This is a genomic window from Paraflavitalea speifideaquila (assembly GCF_032395985.1).
GTDB lineage: Bacteria > Bacteroidota > Bacteroidia > Chitinophagales > Chitinophagaceae > Paraflavitalea > Paraflavitalea speifideaquila.
On the sequence record NZ_CP135920.1, the window covers coordinates 1,481,633 to 1,498,765 of the forward strand.

The 17,133-nt window shown below is 45.8% G+C and carries 16 protein-coding genes and 5 pseudogenes; 17 read left to right on the forward strand and 4 right to left on the reverse strand.

What is annotated here, in order from left to right:
- Positions 1-90 precede the first annotated feature (90 nt).
- The 16 genes and pseudogenes from RS881_RS10440 to RS881_RS61595 all read left to right on the forward strand — a co-directional run bounded on the left by RS881_RS10440 (position 91) and on the right by RS881_RS61595 (position 13,019).
- Positions 91-896: pseudogene (locus tag RS881_RS10440) on the forward strand (hydroxymethylglutaryl-CoA lyase-like TIM-barrel protein).
- 26 nt (positions 897-922) lie between these two features.
- Positions 923-1,171: a homocitrate synthase/isopropylmalate synthase family protein gene (locus tag RS881_RS10445; protein WP_315821028.1), complete on the forward strand. Its 249-nt coding sequence runs from the start codon at positions 923-925 to the stop codon at positions 1,169-1,171.
- 179 nt (positions 1,172-1,350) lie between these two features.
- On the forward strand, positions 1,351-2,307 hold the full coding sequence (locus tag RS881_RS10450; RefSeq protein WP_315821029.1) for an aconitase family protein: 957 nt from the start codon (positions 1,351-1,353) through the stop codon (positions 2,305-2,307).
- Positions 2,308-2,321: 14 nt separating this feature from the next.
- Positions 2,322-2,747, forward strand: coding sequence for an aconitase family protein (locus tag RS881_RS61590; RefSeq protein ID WP_315821030.1), 426 nt, complete (start codon positions 2,322-2,324; stop codon positions 2,745-2,747).
- Between the two features lie 100 nt (positions 2,748-2,847).
- Positions 2,848-3,384 carry a 3-isopropylmalate dehydratase small subunit gene (leuD, locus tag RS881_RS10460; protein ID WP_315821031.1) on the forward strand — a complete coding sequence of 179 codons (537 nt, stop codon included), beginning with the start codon at positions 2,848-2,850 and terminating at the stop codon, positions 3,382-3,384.
- A gap of 120 nt (positions 3,385-3,504) precedes the next feature.
- Positions 3,505-3,948 (forward strand): isocitrate/isopropylmalate family dehydrogenase, encoded by a 444-nt coding sequence (locus RS881_RS10465; protein ID WP_315821032.1) that lies wholly within the window; start codon positions 3,505-3,507, stop codon positions 3,946-3,948.
- 32 nt (positions 3,949-3,980) lie between these two features.
- Positions 3,981-4,619 carry an isocitrate/isopropylmalate family dehydrogenase gene (locus RS881_RS10470; RefSeq protein ID WP_315821033.1) on the forward strand — a complete coding sequence of 213 codons (639 nt, stop codon included), beginning with the start codon at positions 3,981-3,983 and terminating at the stop codon, positions 4,617-4,619.
- A gap of 338 nt (positions 4,620-4,957) precedes the next feature.
- On the forward strand, positions 4,958-5,902 hold the full coding sequence (gene ilvE, locus RS881_RS10475) for a branched-chain-amino-acid transaminase (protein WP_315821034.1): 945 nt from the start codon (positions 4,958-4,960) through the stop codon (positions 5,900-5,902).
- Between the two features lie 271 nt (positions 5,903-6,173).
- Positions 6,174-7,039 (forward strand): annotated as a pseudogene (locus RS881_RS62255) (dihydroxy-acid dehydratase domain-containing protein).
- A gap of 117 nt (positions 7,040-7,156) precedes the next feature.
- A pseudogene (locus RS881_RS62260) lies at positions 7,157-7,698 on the forward strand (hypothetical protein).
- A 227-nt stretch (positions 7,699-7,925) separates the two neighbouring features.
- Entirely contained in the window at positions 7,926-9,590 is a 1,665-nt protein-coding gene (gene ilvB / locus RS881_RS10485; protein WP_315821035.1) for a biosynthetic-type acetolactate synthase large subunit, read from the forward strand.
- A 169-nt stretch (positions 9,591-9,759) separates the two neighbouring features.
- The gene (gene ilvN / locus RS881_RS10490) at positions 9,760-10,350 is read left to right on the forward strand and encodes an acetolactate synthase small subunit (protein ID WP_315821036.1); all 591 of its coding nucleotides are present in this window, start codon (positions 9,760-9,762) and stop codon (positions 10,348-10,350) included.
- Between the two features lie 251 nt (positions 10,351-10,601).
- The gene (locus tag RS881_RS10495) at positions 10,602-10,769 is read left to right on the forward strand and encodes a hypothetical protein (RefSeq protein ID WP_315821037.1); all 168 of its coding nucleotides are present in this window, start codon (positions 10,602-10,604) and stop codon (positions 10,767-10,769) included.
- Positions 10,769-11,575, forward strand: coding sequence for a ketol-acid reductoisomerase (gene ilvC, locus RS881_RS10500; RefSeq protein ID WP_315824423.1), 807 nt, complete (start codon positions 10,769-10,771; stop codon positions 11,573-11,575). Before RS881_RS10495 ends, ilvC begins: the two co-directional genes overlap by 1 nt.
- Before the next feature lie 188 nt (positions 11,576-11,763).
- A pseudogene (ilvA, locus tag RS881_RS10505) lies at positions 11,764-12,638 on the forward strand (threonine ammonia-lyase); the annotation flags it as partial.
- 81 nt (positions 12,639-12,719) lie between these two features.
- Positions 12,720-13,019, forward strand: coding sequence for a hypothetical protein (locus RS881_RS61595; protein ID WP_315824424.1), 300 nt, complete (start codon positions 12,720-12,722; stop codon positions 13,017-13,019).
- Between the two features lie 102 nt (positions 13,020-13,121).
- On the opposite strand, the gene RS881_RS10515 is transcribed toward RS881_RS61595, so the two are convergent.
- The 4 genes and pseudogenes from RS881_RS10515 to RS881_RS10540 form a co-directional block, all read right to left on the reverse strand.
- On the reverse strand, positions 13,122-14,081 hold the full coding sequence (locus RS881_RS10515) for a transglutaminase family protein (RefSeq protein ID WP_315821038.1): 960 nt from the start codon (positions 14,079-14,081) through the stop codon (positions 13,122-13,124).
- A 62-nt stretch (positions 14,082-14,143) separates the two neighbouring features.
- On the reverse strand, positions 14,144-15,079 hold the full coding sequence (locus RS881_RS10520) for an alpha-E domain-containing protein (protein ID WP_315821039.1): 936 nt from the start codon (positions 15,077-15,079) through the stop codon (positions 14,144-14,146).
- Positions 15,080-15,176: 97 nt separating this feature from the next.
- Positions 15,177-16,455 (reverse strand): annotated as a pseudogene (locus RS881_RS59275) (circularly permuted type 2 ATP-grasp protein).
- Complete coding sequence (locus tag RS881_RS10540) at positions 16,452-16,622, reverse strand: hypothetical protein (RefSeq protein WP_315821043.1); 171 nt, start codon at positions 16,620-16,622, stop codon at positions 16,452-16,454. The pseudogene RS881_RS59275 and the gene RS881_RS10540 overlap by 4 nt, the downstream one beginning before the upstream one ends.
- A gap of 74 nt (positions 16,623-16,696) precedes the next feature.
- Here RS881_RS10540 and RS881_RS10545 point away from each other — a divergent pair, with 74 nt between their 5' ends.
- Positions 16,697-16,954, forward strand: a complete 258-nt coding sequence (locus RS881_RS10545) for a hypothetical protein (protein ID WP_315821044.1) — start codon at positions 16,697-16,699, stop codon at positions 16,952-16,954.
- Positions 16,955-17,133: the final 179 nt, after the last annotated feature.

Below are 17,133 nucleotides of genomic sequence, written 5' to 3' on the forward strand. Positions count from 1 at the left end.
GTAAAGCAGGTTGTTTTTCATGTTTTCTCAGCAAGCAACACAAAAATAAACAGCCTGCTCCTTTATCTTATTACCCTTACAAAAATTATTATGCCAGGACAAAAGGTCTATATTTTTGATACTACATTACGCGACGGAGAACAAGTTCCCGGTTGTAAGCTAAATACAACCGAAAAGATTGAAATAGCCCTGGCCCTCGAAGCATTAGGCGTAGACATTATTGAGGCTGGTTTTCCCATCTCTTCACCTGGCGATTTCCAAAGTGTTAATGAGATTGGTAAGGTTATTAAAAATGCAGTTGTTTGCGGTCTTAGCCGGGCCGTGCAAAAGACATTGAAGTAGCTGCAGAAGCACTCCAAAGTGCCAAAAGAAGGCGTATCCATACCGGCATCGGTACTTCCGACTATCATATTAAGTCTAAATTTAACTCCACCCGCGAAGATATTCTCGTAAGGGCTGCACAAGCCGTGAAATGGGCGCGCAACTTTACCGATGATGTAGAGTTCTATGCCGAAGATGCAGGTAGAACAGAAAATGAATACCTGGCAAGAGTAGTAGAAGCCGTGATTGCCGCTGGCGCTACCACCGTAAATATTCCCGATACCACCGGTTATTGCCTGCCACACCAATATGGCGAAAAGATCGCTTACCTGGTTAACCATGTACCAAATATTGACAAGGCTATTATTTCCTGCCATTGTCACAATGACCTTGGTTTGGCCACTGCCAACTCCATTGCCGGTGTTATCAGCGGTGCCCGCCAGATAGAATGTACCATTAACGGACTGGGCGAAAGAGCCGGTAATACCTCCCTCGAAGAAGTGGTGATGGTGATCAGGCAGCACAGCACCATGGGATATTATACCAATATCAACGCCAAACAACTGAACCCCTGAGCCGACTGGTATCCGATACCATGCGTATGCCGGTTCAACCCAATAAAGCCATTGTAGGCGCCAATGCTTTCTCCCATTCCTCCGGTATTCACCAGGATGGGTTCCTGAAAGATGCGCAGACCTATGAGATCATTAATCCGGAAGAAGTAGGAGCAGATGGAAGTAAAATAGTTTTAACGGCCCGTAGTGGCCGTAGCGCCCTGCTCATCGGTTTCAGAAACTGGGCTTCATGTACAACCGCAATGATATTGATGTGTTGTACGAGCAGTTCCTGAAAGTGGCCGACAGGAAAAAGAAGTGGGAGATGAGGATTTGCAAGGCCTGGCACACCAGTACCAGGAAAGGGCGATTGTAGCCTAGTGAGCAGTATTTTCTCATAATCATGTAGTTTTTGTTTAGGCGTGGCGCTTCTGCGCCACGCTTTCATTCAAAACGGAAAAGAACACAAAAGAAAATGGGAAAGACATTATTCGATAAGATCTGGGATAAGCACGCCATAAAGCAAATTGAAGGCGGGCCTGCTGTGTTGTATATCGATAAACATTTCATCCATGAGGTAACCAGTCCACAGGCTTTTAAAGGACTGGAGAAAAGAGGCATGAAAGTGTTCCGCCCTCAACAGGTGGTAGCTACCGCCGATCACAACGTACCTACCCTCAATCAGCACCTGCCTATTAAAGACGAGCTTTCCCGCAACCAGGTGCAACAACTCATCGAGAATTGCAAGCGACACGATATTGAATTGTATGGCCTTGGACACCCGTTCCAGGGCATTGTGCATGTGATAGGTCCTGAACTGGGCGTTACTCAACCCGGGATGACCATTGTATGTGGCGATAGCCATACCTCCACACACGGCGCTTTTGGTGCTATTGCATTTGGTATTGGCACCAGCGAAGTGGAAATGGTAATGGCTACCCAGTGTTTGATGCAAAGTAGGCCCAAACTGATGCGCATCAACGTAGAAGGCGAATTAAACAAAGGAGTGGTGTCGAAAGACATCATTTTGTATATCATAGCACAGATATCCGCCAGTGGCGCCACCGGTTATTTTGTTGAATTTGCCGGTTCCGCCATCCGCAACCTTAGCATGGAAGCCCGTATGACCATTTGCAATATGAGCATTGAAATGGGCGCACGCGGCGGCATGATCGCTCCGGATAACATTACTTTCGATTATATAAAGGGGCGCCTCTTTGCACCAGGCAATGCACAATGGGAAAGGAAATTGAATACCTGGAAGGAATTGTATTCGGATGAGGATGCTGTATTTGATAAAGAAATACATATCAATGCCGCCGGTATTGAACCCATGATCACCTACGGTACCAACCCTGGCATGGGCATGGGCGTTACAGGGCACATTCCTGCCGAAAATGAGATCGATGAAAAGAAAAACCTTCTTTCCTGAAATCACTCAACTACATGGGCCTGAAGCCAGGTACCGGGATCAAAGGGAAAAAGGTAGACTATGTGTTCATTGGCAGCTGTACCAATAGCCGTATTGAAGACCTGCGTCTGGTAGCTTCCTTTGTAAAAGGCAAGAAGAAAGCCAATGACGTACAGGTATGGATCGTGCCAGGTTCAAGACAGGTCGAAAAACAGGCCATTGCCGAAGGCATAGATAAAGTGTTTGAGGAAGCTGGTTTCCAGTTACGCCAACCCGGATGTTCAGCATGCCTGGCAATGAATGAAGATAAAATACCGGCAGGTAAATATTGTATCTCTACTTCCAATAGGAATTTTGAAGGAAGGCAAGGACAAAATGCGAGAACCATGCTAGCTAGTCCATTAATGGCAGCGGCAGCAGCTATCACTGGAGAGATTGTAGACGTAAGAGAATACTTATAATTTGAAAATGTGCAAATGTGCAGATGTTGGCGAAGTAAACGCCATTTTCAAATTATCAAATTTTCAAATTGACTAATTCCCAGATTGACTAATTAAATTAATGAAGCAAATTAATATCATAAAGAGTTCTGCTGTTCCACTCAACATCGAAAATGTGGATACGGATCAAATTATCCCTGCCCGTTTCCTCAAAGCTACCAGCCGCGAAGGATTTGGTAAGAACCTCTTTCGTGACTGGCGTTTTAACAATGATGATGAGCTTCAGCCCAAGGCCGGTTTTGCATTGAACAATCCTGCTTATAAAGGAAAGATACTGGTGGCTGCCCGCAATTTTGGATGCGGATCTTCCCGCGAACATGCTGCCTGGGCTATTAAAGATGCCGGTTTTGATGTGGTAGTAAGCAGCTTTTTTGCTGATATATTCCGGAACAATTCCTTGAACAATTTTTTATTGCCCGTACAGGTAAGCGAAGCATTCCTGCAGCAATTATTTGAAGCAGTAGAAAAAGATCCGGCAACAGAGGTAGTGGTAAACCTGGAACAACAAACCATTACCATCACCACTACCGGCAACCAGCAACAATTTGATATTAATAGCTATAAAAAACCTGCCTGCTCAATGGGTATGATGATATAGATTACCTGATAAGCATGCGTAGCGAAATTGAGGCCTTTGAAATGGCCCGCCCCTAAATAGACATCCGGATCCCTAAACGCCTCTTTACACCCTTTGGTGATAGAGCAAAACAAAAACTACATGGAAAAGAATATTGTTGTAATAGAAGGCGATGGCATCGGCCCGGAAGTAACCCGGCAGTCCGTCAAGGTACTGAATGCCATTGCAGACCAGTTTGGGCATACCTTTCATTATAAATACTGCCTCATGGGCGCCGATGCCATTGACAAAACCGGCAACCCATTACCCGATGAGACCATTGAAGCCGCTTTGAACAGCGATGCTATTTTGTTTGGCGCCATTGGCCATCCTAAATACGACAATGATCCTTCCGCCAAAGTACGTCCTGAACAAGGATTACTGAAAATACGCAAGTCACTACAATTGTTTGCCAATATACGGCCCGTAACCACGTACCCATCCTTACATCACCTTTCCCCATTGAAAGCTAAAAATATTGAGGGGGTTGATTTTGTGATCTTCCGTGAACTCACCGGTGGCATTTACTTCGGTAAAAAGAAGTAAACGAGGAGAGAACCCAGGCCTCTGACGATTGTGTGTACACCCGTGAGGAGATCGAGCGGGTGTCACACCTTGCTTTCAAGGCGGCACAACAACGGCGTAATAAGCTCACCCTGGTCGACAAAGCCAATGTATTGGAAACATCCAGGTTATGGCGCATGGTGGTAAAGGAAATGGCCGGTCAGTATCCTGATGTAACCGTTGATTTTCTGTTTGTAGACAATGCAGCCATGCAGATCATCCAGAATCCCAAACAATTTGATGTGATCCTGACCGAGAACATGTTTGGCGATATCATCAGCGATGAAGCTAGTGTGATCAGCGGATCTTTGGGCTTATTACCATCCGCATCAGTGGGCAAAGGAGCAGCCCTGTTTGAACCTATTCATGGTTCTTATCCTCAGGCTGCAGGAAAAGATATTGCCAACCCATTGGGTTCCATCCTGTCGGCGGCCATGCTGCTGGATTACCTCAATTTAACCAAGGAAGCAGCCCTCGTAAGAGAAGCGGTGGAGTGGACTTTGCAGAATGGTTTTGTTACCAAGGATATAGATCCTATTAATTTCTATTTCACTTCCACCATTGGTGAACTGATCTGTGATTATGTAGCCAATCGTATACCGGATGGAGTGAATAAGGCCAATATCGAGTTGAGAAAATCAACCATTATATAGGATAAAGGAGTTGGAACCTGGGAGTTTGTGAAAACGCAGGCTTCAGGTCTTCCGGACTTTCTAAAATAAAGTTGCTTGCTATAGTTCTTTTTTGAAATGGGGGTGTATATTCGCAGTGCATCAATCCTTCTATGTTGAAAAGCAGAACAAATAATGTCATCGCTGTATTTACTGCAATAATTATTGTGGTGGTCGTGGTCATTATTATTCCTGCAACAAACGGAGGTGGTGTTTAACGTATAATTAAAACAGTTAAAAATACTAAGCGACCCGCCTCCCACGAGGCGGGTTTCTTTTTTGTTTCACCCCGCCGTTCAGGCACTAAAAACTTGTGAATCATGGCATCCTATTACAACGAACACACCATTGTTTACCACAATGGAAAATATGTAAAAGCTTCTGAAGCCAAGGTCGATCTCTATGGTCAAACCTTGCATTATGGACTGGGCGTATTTGAAGGCATTCGTTCTTATAGAACCGTGCAAGGCAATACAAAGATCTTTAAGGCATTGGAACATTATGACCGCTTAAAAGCATCTGCCCTGGCCGTCAATATGCCTTACGAATGGCATGCCATCGACCTGATCGAAGCTACCTATGAAGTATTGCGCCAGAATAACCTCCAGGACGCTTATATCCGCCCGTTGGTGTATGGCCCTGCCAATATGAGCTTTAACCTCAATACCGAATCCCATATCGTGATTGAAGTGTGGGAAATGGGAAAATTTTTAGGCGACAAATTATTGCGCGTACTGGCCTCTCCGTTCCAACGTCCCAATCCAGCTGGTTTTAAAATAGAAGCCAAAGCCTGTGGTCATTACGTAAACTCCATACTCGCCAGCCAGGATGCCAAAGCAAAAGGATACGATGAAGCACTCCTGACCGATATGAATGGTTTTGTGGCTGAAGGCCCCGGAGCCAATATGTTCTTTGAAAAAGATGGCGTGCTCTACACCCCTGCATTGGGTAATATATTGCCGGGCATTACCAGGGCTACCGTCATTGAATTGTGTGCCGGGTTGAATATAAAAGTGGCCGAAGGACAGTTTACCGTGGAGCAGTTAAAGCGGGCTGATGCTGCTTTCTTCTGTGGCACTGCCGCCGAAGTGATTGGCTGGGAATCATTGGATGAAGTGAAGTTCCCGCTCAATTGGAACAATAGCCTGGGCAGAGTATTACAACAAGCGTATAAGGATCGCGTAACAGAAAGCTCCCTGGCGCCTGAAAGATTAGATGGTGTAGGCAAAGGTTTGAAAAGCAAAGAAGCTATTAGAGCAAGGTAGATCACAAAGTAGGGCGCCCTTGTAGATCAAAAGGTGGGTCGCCCTTATAGGGCGGATCACCCTGGAACAGACAACAAGCATAAAATAATAAATCATAGTTCATTCAAGGATCAGTATGAAAGAAATAAACAAATATTCAAAGACGATTACCCAGGATGTAACCCAGCCTGCTGCTCAGGCCATGCTGTACGGTATTGGCTTAACAGATGAAGACCTGAAGAAAGCGCAGGTAGGCATTGTGAGTATGGGATATGATGGCAATACCTGCAATATGCACCTGAACGATCTGGCCAAAGTAGTGAAGCAAGGCGTATGGGATAATGACCTCGTAGGACTGATCTTCAATACCATTGGTGTAAGCGACGGCATTAGCAATGGAACCGAAGGTATGCGTTACTCCCTGGTGAGCCGTGATATTATTGCCGATTCTATTGAAGCCGTTTGTGGCGCTCAATTTTATGATGGCGTGATCGCCTTGCCTGGCTGTGATAAAAACATGCCTGGATCACTCATCGCTATGGGCAGGCTGAACCGTCCGGCCATCATGGTATATGGTGGTACCATTGCTCCTGGTCATTATAAAGGCCAGGACCTGAATATTGTTTCTTCTTTCGAAGCATTGGGACAAAAGATAGCAGGCAATCTTTCTGAAGAAGATTTCAGGGTATTGTACGCAATTCCTGCCCTGGTGCAGGTGCTTGCGGCGGTATGTATACAGCCAATACCATGGCCTCCGCCATTGAAGCATTGGGTATGAGCTTGCCCTACTCGTCTTCCAATCCCGCCTTGAGCGAAGACAAACAAAAAGAGTGTATTGAAGCAGGAAAGGCTATCCGCCTGCTGCTCGAAAAAGATATCAAACCCAAAGATATCATGACCCGTAAGGCTTTTGAAAATGCCATTACCGTGATCATGATCCTCGGCGGAAGTACCAATGCCGTATTGCACCTCATTGCCATGGCCAGGAGCGTGGATGTGCCCCTTACACAAGATGACTTCCAGGCCATCAGCGATAAGATACCTGTACTGGCCGATTTTAAACCCAGCGGTAAATACCTGATGCAAGACCTGCATCAATTTGGTGGTGTACCTGCTGTCATGAAATATTTATTAAAGAAGGGCCTCCCTACATGGTGACTGCCTTACCGTAACAGGTAAAACACTGGCCGAAAACCTGGCCGGGGCACCCGATCTCGATTTCGACCAACAAAAATAATCCTTCCCCTCGAAACACCCATTAAGCAAACAGGCCATTTGCAAATACTCTATGGCAACCTGGCCGAGAAGGGTAGCGTAGCCAAGATCAGTGGTAAAGAAGGCGAACGTTTTGAAGGACCCGCCCGCGTATTTGATGGTGAATTTGAGCTGATCAATGGTATCAATACCGGTAAGATCAAAGCTGGTGATGTGGTCGTCATTCGCCATGTGGGCCCCAAAGGAGCCCCAGGTATGCCCGAAATGCTGAAACCTACCTCCGCCATTATAGGCGCTGGCCTGGGTAAAAGCATTGCCCTTATCACCGACGGACGTTTTAGTGGCGGTACCCATGGCTTTGTAGTGGGGCATATCACCCCGAAGCGTTTGAAGGTGGATTAATTGCCCATGTACAGGATGGCGACATCATTGAGCTGGATGCTGTCAAAAACACCATCGTCCTCAAAGTGGCCGATAATATCCTTGCCGAACGCAGGTCTAAATGGACGCAACCTGCCCTCAAGGTTACCAAAGGCCTCCTGTTCAAATACGCCAAAAGCGTAAAGGATGCTTCTGAAGGTTGCGTAACCGATGAAAACTAAAACGAATTGTCAGCTTGTCGAAGGGTATTTACGCCCCGTTAGGGGCTACAGCTTTGTAGAAATGAATATGAACAAATTCATTTGCCCTGTAGGGGCAATCCTCTGAATCTGACATTAACCATATACGAATAGAATCTTAAAAGAAAATATATGAGCAGTACAATTGAAGCGGCGCCCAAAAAGATCCAGACCCAAAATAAGGCTACCAGCCTTAGCGGTTCTAAGCCGTGCTGGAAGCTTTCCTGGCCGAAGGGGTGGATACCATTTTTGGCTATCCCGGCGGCGCCATCATGCCTATCTATGATGCTTTGTATGATTACCGGGATAGACTAAACCATATACTGGTACGTCACGAGCAAGGTGGTATCCATGCTGCACAAGGTTATGCCCGTACTTCGGGACGTACAGGTATCGTATTCGCTACCAGCGGTCCCGGTGCTACCAACCTGGTCACCGGATTGGCCGATGCCATGATCGATAGTACCCCACTGGTTTGTATCACCGGCCAGGTATTTGCCCACCTGCTGGGTACCGATGCTTTCCAGGAAACCGATGTGATCAATATCACCACCCCCGTTACCAAATGGAACTACCAGGTAACCGATGCTACCGAAATACCTGCTGTTCTGGCCAAGGCTTTTTACATTGCTAAAAGCGGCCGGCCCGGTCCCGTACTGATCGATATCACCAAAAATGCCCAGTTGCAGAAGTTTGATTATGCAGGGTATGAAAAATGTAACCATATCCGTAGCTATAGGCCCAAACCCATCGTACGCAAAGAGTATGTGGAACAGGCTGCTAAACTGATCAATGAAGCTGAAAAACCTTTTGTGATCTTTGGGCAAGGTGTAATACTGGGTAAAGCCGAAGCAGAGTTCTTGAAGTTCATTGAGAAAGCTGGCATCCCCACGGCCTGGACCATTATGGGCGAAAGCGCCATCCCTACCGACCATCCCCTGGCTGTAGGTATGCTGGGCATGCATGGCAACTATGGCCCCAACGTATTGACCAATGAATGCGATGTACTCATCGCCATCGGTATGCGCTTCGATGACCGCGTTACCGGCAGGTTGGATAAATATGCCCGCCAGGCCAGGGTAGTACACCTTGATATTGACCCGGCTGAAATTGATAAGAACGTAAAAGCTACCGTTCCCGTATGGGGCGATTGTAAAGAAACATTGCCCTTACTGACAGAACTGATAGCTCCCAAAGTATATCCCCAGTGGTTGCAGAAATTCCGCGACTTTCAGCAACAGGAAGAAGAAACCTGTATCAATCCTGAATTGAATCCCACCTCTGATGAATTGACAATGGGAGAGGTGATCAAAACCTTAAATGAACTGACTGGTGGAAATGCCGTAATTGTTACCGATGTAGGTCAACACCAAATGGTTGCCTGCCGTTATGCCAAATTCAACCAGTCAAAGAGTAATGTAACTTCTGGCGGATTAGGCACCATGGGTTTTGCCTTACCTGCCGCCATTGGTGCTAAATTTGGCGCAGCCGACAGAACAGTAGTTGCCATCATTGGTGATGGTGGTTTCCAAATGACCCTGCAGGAGTTAGGCACCATTATGCAATTTGATGTGAATGTAAAGATCCTCATTCTCAATAACCAGTTCCTGGGAATGGTACGCCAGTGGCAGCAACTTTTCCATGATAAACGTTATTCTTTTGTTGACATTACTAGCCCCGATTTTGTACAGGTGGCCAAAGGTTACCGTATTGAAGGCAACAGCATTTCCGAAAGGGATAAGCTAAAAGCCGGCCTAAAAGCAATGCTTGACCATAAAGGTGCTTACCTGCTGGAAGTAATGGTAGGGAAAGAGAACAACGTATTTCCCATGGTGCCCCAGGGTTGCAGCGTAGCAGAGATCAGATTGAAATAGTGATTGGTTGATCGAAAGCGAAGAGGTGACACCTTTCGTTTTCGTAGTAGGGGAAAGGTGTCACCTCTTTTAAAATAGTGCCCACACTCGCTCGCCTTCCCGCTGAATAGCGGATGAGCCTATTCTCAAGCCTCCGGCTTGAAACGAGTATAACAATAAACGAATCGACATGTCAAAACAGGAATTCACAGTAACGGTATATACAGAAAACCAAATTGGTTTGCTGAACCGTATTGCCATCATCTTCTCCCGTAGGAAGATCAATATTGAAAGCCTCAACACTTCCCCCAGCGAAGTGGAAGGTATTCACCGTTTTACCATCGTGATCAATGAATTGGAAGAAGTGGTAAAAAAACTGGCCCGCCAGATCGAAAAACAAGTGGAGGTATTAAAGGCCTACTACAATACCAACGAGGAGATCGTGTGGCAGGAATTGGCTATGTACAAAGTGCCTACCGATGAAATTGCAGAGAAGGTGAAAGTGGAAAGATTATTGCGTGAATACGGCGCCCGTGCTGTAGTGATCCGTAAAGATTATACCATTTTTGAAACTACTGGTCAGCGCGAAGAGACCGATAAGCTCATCAGCGTATTGGAGCCTTATGGCCTTATTGAATTTGTACGCAGTGCGCGGGTAGCTATTATCAAAGCCAGCAGTGGGTTTCATGAAAAACTGAAGGAATTTGAACAAACAGAGCCCCGTGAAGAGGTGATCGAAAACGAATTCCTGGGTAAGCAGGATGAAGTGTTTACCATGTAGTATCATGCTTAGTTATCACCCTGTCGACTGTCAGGTAGCCTGTTGAAGGGTATTCACGCCCCTTTAGGGGCAACAGCTTTGTAGAAATAAATGTCAGCAAATTCCATTTGCCCTGTAGGGGCAATCCTCTACGTGGTTGTGATTTAAAGGAGTCTGTCGAAGGGTGAATTCAAAAGGCGCTTAATTAGAAAAACATTCAACATTCATAAAGTAGTTCCAAACAAAAAACTAAAAACCATAAACATTAAAAGATGGCAAAGTTAAATTTCGGCGGTGTGGAAGAAAACGTTGTAACCCGTGAAGAGTTCCCATTGGCCAAGGCACAAGCTACCCTGAAAAATGAAGTAGTGGCAGTAATTGGCTACGGCGTACAAGGCCCGGGCCAGGCGCTGAATCAAAAGATAATGGCATCAACGTAATTGTTGGTCAACGTAAGAACTCTAAAACCTGGGATAAAGCCGTTCGTGACGGATTTGTACCCGGTGAAACATTGTTTGAGATCGAAGAAGCTTTACAACGTGGTACCATCATTTGCTACCTGTTGAGCGATGCTGCCCAGATCCAACTGTGGCCCACCGTACAAAAACATTTAACTCCTGGAAAAGCCCTGTACTTCTCTCATGGATTTGGTATCACCTTCAATGAACAAACTGGTATCATTCCTCCCAAGGATGTAGATGTATTCCTGGTTGCTCCCAAAGGTTCTGGTACTTCCTTGCGTCGCATGTTCCTGCAAGGTCGTGGCCTGAACAGTAGCTATGCTATCTTCCAGGATGCTACCGGTAAAGCCAAAGAAAGAGTTATTGCCCTGGGTATTGCAGTAGGTAGCGGTTACTTGTTTGAAACCGATTTCAAGAAAGAAGTATATTCTGACCTGACTGGAGAAAGAGGAACCCTGATGGGCGCCATTCAGGGTATCTTTGCTGCTCAATATGAAGTATTGCGTAAGAAAGGCCATACCCCTTCCGAAGCATTCAACGAAACTGTAGAAGAACTCACACAGTCTCTGATGCCCCTGGTAGCGGAAAATGGTATGGATTGGATGTATGCCAACTGTTCTACTACTGCACAACGTGGTGCACTCGATTGGTGGAAGAAGTTCCGTGATGCTACATTACCTGTATTCACTGAATTGTATGAAAGCGTGGCTGCCGGCAAAGAAAGCCAACGGTCTATTGATTCAACAGCCAGCCCGACTACCGCGAAAAGCTGGAAGTTGAACTGAAAGAACTACGTGATAGCGAAATGTGGCAAGCTGGTAAGACCGTAAGAAGTCTGCGTCCTGAAAATCAGGCAGCTCCCGCAAAGAAAGCAGCTGAAGTAGCGAATTAAACATATTGCAAGACATTAAAGGCGCAAAGTTCATCTGTTTCTCTTTGCGCCTTTCTGTCTCTGCATACCACAAAAATACCCATGAGCTTACCCGCGCCCCATACTACCGAACTCGAATTTCATATAGCAGCCCTCCGGTTGAAGAAAGTGGTTACTAAAACTCCCCTGATACTCAACCAAAGCCTCTCCCGTAAATACCAATGCAATGTTTACCTCAAAAGAGAAGACCTGCAAATTGTACGTTCCTATAAATTACGGGGCGCTTACAACATGATGAGTAGCCTGCCGGTAGAAAAATTACAGCAGGGAGTAGTATGTGCCAGTGCAGGTAACCATGCCCAGGGTTTTGCTTATTCCTGTAAAAAGCTGGGCGTGAAGGGAGTCGTTTTTATGCCCATCATTACACCCAACCAAAAGGTAGAGCAAACCAAGATGTTTGGGGAAGACCATATTGAAGTCGTATTGATAGGAGATACCTTTGATGATTGTGCTATTGCTGCTAAAGAATACACCGAAAAGAACGCCATGACTTTCATTCCTCCTTTTGATCATGTGCGCATCATAGAAGGGCAGGGCACAGTGGCTGTTGAAATACTGGAAGAACAATCCGACATTGACTACCTATTTGTACCTGTAGGTGGTGGTGGCCTTAGTGCTGGCGTAGGAACTTTCTTTAAAACCTATTCACCCCGTACAAAGATCATCGGACTGGAGCCGAGGGTGCTCCCTCCATGAAGAAGGCCCTGGAAGCTGGGCATCCCGTTACTTTAGATAGCATAGATCGCTTTGTAGACGGCGCCGCTGTTAAAAGAGTAGGCGATCTTACCTTTTCCATTTGTAAAGAGGTGCTGGATGATATGCACCTGGTGCCGGAAGGAAAAATATGCACCACCATCCTGAAACTGTACAATGAAGATGCCATTGTAGTAGAGCCTGCCGGCGCCTTATCCATTGCTGCCCTGGATGATTATGCCGATGCGATCAAAGGAAAGAACATTGTATGTATTGTAAGTGGCAGCAACAACGATATCGACCGGATGCAGGAGATCAAAGAACGCAGCCTGCAATACGAGGGCCTGAAACATTATTTCCTCATCCGCTTTGCCCAACGCCCCGGTGCCCTTAAAGAATTCGTAAACCACGTATTGGGTCCCAACGATGATATTACCCGCTTTGAATACATGCAAAAGCACAATAAAGAAACCGGACCTGCCCTGGTGGGTGTGGAATTACAATCCCCGGAAGATTATGAAGTGCTCCTCCGCAATATGAACAAATATAACATCAACTTCACCGAGCTGAATAAGAACGACAACCTGTTTGGGTATTTGGTATAAACCGTTATTATCAGTTAGCCACTAATTCGTCTCTCTCAAACTGTATTCGCTCGCAGCTCACCGCTCACAGCTCGAAGCTGTAGTCACTCGCAGCTCGAAGCTCTACTGCTGTTGCATCATTTCCATATGCCTGCGCCACGAATTCGTAGACTCCCCATTGGAAGCGGCAACGGGTTGCGGAGTAAGTATCGTGGCTACATCATTCTGTGTTATCCCATCCTCATACGCCACCGACACCCCCACATCCAGCCGGTGATTGGCAGTTCCCTTATAAGTACCTTTCACGGGCGATACATCCATAAAGCTACGGCCCACGGCCAATCGCACATGCAGTTCATTGGCAATACAGTTATTCGTAGGGTCAAATCCCAGCCAGCCATAGAAAGGGATATAAGCTTCTACCCAGGCATGCGTAGCTCCTTCCCCCCGCATACCATTGCGGTTAGGGCATACATAGCCACTTACATAACGTGCCGGAATATCGATCATCCGCAGCATGGCCAGTAAGATATGCGCAAAATCCTGGCATACCCCTGCCTTTAACTGCCATATTTCATCCAGCGTCGTCTCTACCGTGGTCACCCCTTTTATGTATTGGAAATTTTTATACACGTATTCATTCAACCTGTATCCTGCTTCCAATACACCTACCTGCCGGCTTTCGGCTGCATTGGCTATTGCCTGCACTTCGTGTAGTACATTGAATTTCTCCTGCTTCAGGAAGTCAATATAAGGAATATTGTAAGCGAGCGATAGCAGATTATTCCACTGTTCCTCTTTGGGTTGGCTTTCTACTGGTAACTTTCTTTCTTGCGTCACTACCTCCATCCGGGCATCAATGACCAGCTCCTTGTGCGAGGCCGTATACATAAAAGAGCCTGCCTTATTACCATAATAATCATGATATAGGTCCATAGCCGGCTCTCCTGTGATCAGAATTTCATGTTTTAAAACATCCTGAAAATCATCTTCCAGCGGAAACAACATGATCTGGTTGGCACTATCTATTACAGGCACTTCATAACTATACCTGGTAACGTGGTGAATCTTAAATCTTGGCATGAATTACAATCAGTTTTCTGGTCGTTCAATGAACAAAAATAACTTTATTCTGCTTCCTGTTATCAGCTATAGGCAAAGTAATGCTGGCTCAGCGCCGTTCCTATCCCATATAGTTCATTCTTTACGCCTGTTAAAAATTCATGTAAGCCTTGTTGCATAATACTCTCCGGCGTAGAATACCGTACCCGGCTTTTCACTTTGCCAATCATAAAATCAATGCTATTATAAGCTGTAGTCGTTTGCTCACTTTGCAGCCGCTCAAAATACCGGCTTACCTGGTCAATAGAATACATCACCGAACGGGGAAAATGATTGTTGAGTACAATTTGTTCAACCACCCGCCGCGCTTCAAACCCACCCGAGTAATTCCGGAGATAAAGTTCATAGCCCGAAATAGACAATAACAAATATCGCCAGTAAGTAGTATCTGTAATATTCGAGAAGTCGAATTTGCTGTCACTGAATTTTACATCCAGGATGTCGGCACTTTGTATGGCCCTTTCCAGGAAGCGGCCAATATTCATAAAGCTATAACCTTCTCCCCGCGCCATCGTTATATCCGAAGTGCCGTAAAACAACAATCCCTGTTTGATCAGGATATCCAGCGCAGTAATGGGGTCCTCTTTATACAGCCATTCTAATAATTGTTCATCCCGTACCGTATGATAAAAGTCATTGAGGCATTGCCAGAGCTCTTTCGTGATATGGTCCTGTACACTGCGTGCATTTTCCCTGGCCTGCGTAACGATATTCAATACCGAATTGGGATTCTCTTTATCAGAAACCATGTATTGCAATACCGTTCTACCCTGGCAGGCAATCGTGGCGGCTTCTTCATCAGATAAATACGTGAAGATCTTTAATGCCGGTTGCCACGAAAAATATTGCAGATCATCCTGCGATAAGGCATAGTTCGTCTTCAACATCCGCAAAATGCCATCCGTACGTTCCATGTACCGGTTCATCCAAAATAAACTATCAGCTACTCTACTAAGCATGTATCAGTTGATGGTTTTGATTAGTTGTTTCCTCCAAACATTGGGCATTTAACGAAGCAAACGCATGCTCAAATTTTCAAATTATCGCATTCTCAAATTAAACCGTCAGCACCCACGTGTCCTTACTACCGCCCCCTTGTGATGAATTCACCACCAGCGACCCTTCCCGCAATGCCACCCGCGTCAATCCACCAGGTACAATCCGGATACCATTGGGGCCACACAAGGCATAGGGACGTAAGTCGACCCGGCGGGGCTGTAATTTTCCATTCATATAACAGGGGGCAGAAGATAAACTAATGGTAGGTTGCGCAATGAACTGCCGGGGATCTTTCAAAATAGCTGCCTGAAAATCAAGGATCTCTTTTTCAGAAGCTGTATGTCCCATGAGCATACCGTAACCGCCACTCTCATTCGTTTTCTTGATCACCATCTTGTTCATGTTCTTGAACACGTATTCCTGCTCTTCTATATTACCCAGTTGGTAAGTAGGTACATTTTTAGGATGGGTTCTTCATTGAGGTAGTAACGTATCATGGCGGGTACATAGGAGTATATTGCTTTATCATCCGCCACTCCATTGCCCACTGCATTTACAATGGCCACATTGCCTTTGCGGTAAGCGCTCATAATACCCGATACCCCAAGGCGCTGGAAGCATTGAATACAAGCGGATCCAGAAAATCATCATCTACCCGGCGATAAATGACATCCACTTGCTGCAGGCCAGCCGTGGTTTTCATATATACCCGGTGGTTGTCAACCACCAGGTCCCTGCCTTCCACCAGTTCAATCCCCATCATCCGTGCCAGCGTAGTATGTTCAAAGTAGGCTGAATTATAAATGCCTGGCGATAACAATACGACTGTAGGATTGCTGTTTTGACGCGGCGCCATCGATACCAGGTTCTTGTGCAGAATATTGGGGTATTCCATCACACTGCGCACATTGATCAGCGGCAGCAGGTCCGGGAAGATACGTTTCGTGATCTCCCGGTTCTCCAGCATATAGCTGACCCCACTGGGCGTGCGCAGGTTATCTTCCAGCACATAAAAACTGCCATCATAATCCCTGATCAGGTCAATGCCTGCAATGTGTACATAAATATCATAAGGCACCGGGAAGCGCATCATCTCTCGCAAAAAGTGCGGACAACTATAGATAATGGATAATGGCACCAGGCCATCTTTAATGATGAACTGCTCATGGTATACATCCTTCAGAAAGAGGTTGAGCGCTTTCAGCCTTTGCTGAATACCTTTTTCAATATAGTTCCATTCTGCGGCTGTTATGATGCGGGGGATAATATCAAAGGGAAATATCTTTTCTATGCCTTCTCCACTATTATATACTGTAAAGGTGATCCCTTGGGTCATGAACAGCCTTTTGGCTTGCTCTTCTTTTTACCCAATTCTTCTATACTCAAATGTTGGAGGAAGTCTACTACGCCGCTGTATTGCTGGCGTACAGCGCCCGTATCATACATTTCGTCCCAGGTATGGGAATCGGGACAATAGCCATTCAGTAGCTCGTTCGTTAGCATAGCAGGGGCTTTGGTTAAGAATGGCAAGAAGATCGTAGCAAAAACGTTGACCTTTCCAAATATAAGGAAAACAAGTGTACATACCACAGGTTCATGCCACCCTTGCTGCGCCTACCGGCGCTTTTACCGATGCCTGGAAGCCCTATGCCTTTTTCCGCCATGAAGCCAAACGCCTATCCATTGCCTTGGCTTTAAACAATAACGATCCTCATTTTGATATCCAGGTGAGCTATACCAAATGCGGTCTGTTTTATGTAGAACGATATGCGAATAACCGCCTGGCCGGTGGAGCCAATGCCACTTTCTCACCGGGAGAGCGGCATTGCCATTAAAAGGGTAGGCGGGGCCGCAAAAACAAGGTTTTTAGTAGTATTTGTAAAAGTAGAAATAAAAATAATATTTACTTGCGGATAGTATTTTACGACGTTATGGATAAACGTGGTACTATAATGATATATTAAAATTGTAAGTATCCATTAAAAACAGCCATCCCCATCAAAAAACACAAATA

Excerpts from the sequence above, each read along its gene's own strand:
- RS881_RS61590 (WP_315821030.1), top strand. The coding sequence starts at position 2,322 with ATGGGCCTGAAGCCAGGTACCGGGATCAAAGGGAAAAAGGTAGACTAT.
- RS881_RS61595 (WP_315824424.1), top strand. The coding sequence starts at position 12,720 with ATGCAGGAGATCAAAGAACGCAGCCTGCAATACGAGGGCCTGAAACAT.
- leuD (WP_315821031.1), top strand. The coding sequence starts at position 2,848 with ATGAAGCAAATTAATATCATAAAGAGTTCTGCTGTTCCACTCAACATC.
- RS881_RS10515 (WP_315821038.1), bottom strand. The coding sequence starts at position 14,081 with ATGCCAAGATTTAAGATTCACCACGTTACCAGGTATAGTTATGAAGTG.
- RS881_RS10445 (WP_315821028.1), top strand. The coding sequence starts at position 923 with ATGCCGGTTCAACCCAATAAAGCCATTGTAGGCGCCAATGCTTTCTCC.
- RS881_RS10540 (WP_315821043.1), bottom strand. The coding sequence starts at position 16,622 with ATGCTAACGAACGAGCTACTGAATGGCTATTGTCCCGATTCCCATACC.
- RS881_RS10450 (WP_315821029.1), top strand. The coding sequence starts at position 1,351 with ATGGGAAAGACATTATTCGATAAGATCTGGGATAAGCACGCCATAAAG.
- RS881_RS10495 (WP_315821037.1), top strand. The coding sequence starts at position 10,602 with ATGGCAAAGTTAAATTTCGGCGGTGTGGAAGAAAACGTTGTAACCCGT.
- ilvN (WP_315821036.1), top strand. The coding sequence starts at position 9,760 with ATGTCAAAACAGGAATTCACAGTAACGGTATATACAGAAAACCAAATT.
- ilvE (WP_315821034.1), top strand. The coding sequence starts at position 4,958 with ATGGCATCCTATTACAACGAACACACCATTGTTTACCACAATGGAAAA.
- RS881_RS10520 (WP_315821039.1), bottom strand. The coding sequence starts at position 15,079 with ATGCTTAGTAGAGTAGCTGATAGTTTATTTTGGATGAACCGGTACATG.
- RS881_RS10465 (WP_315821032.1), top strand. The coding sequence starts at position 3,505 with ATGGAAAAGAATATTGTTGTAATAGAAGGCGATGGCATCGGCCCGGAA.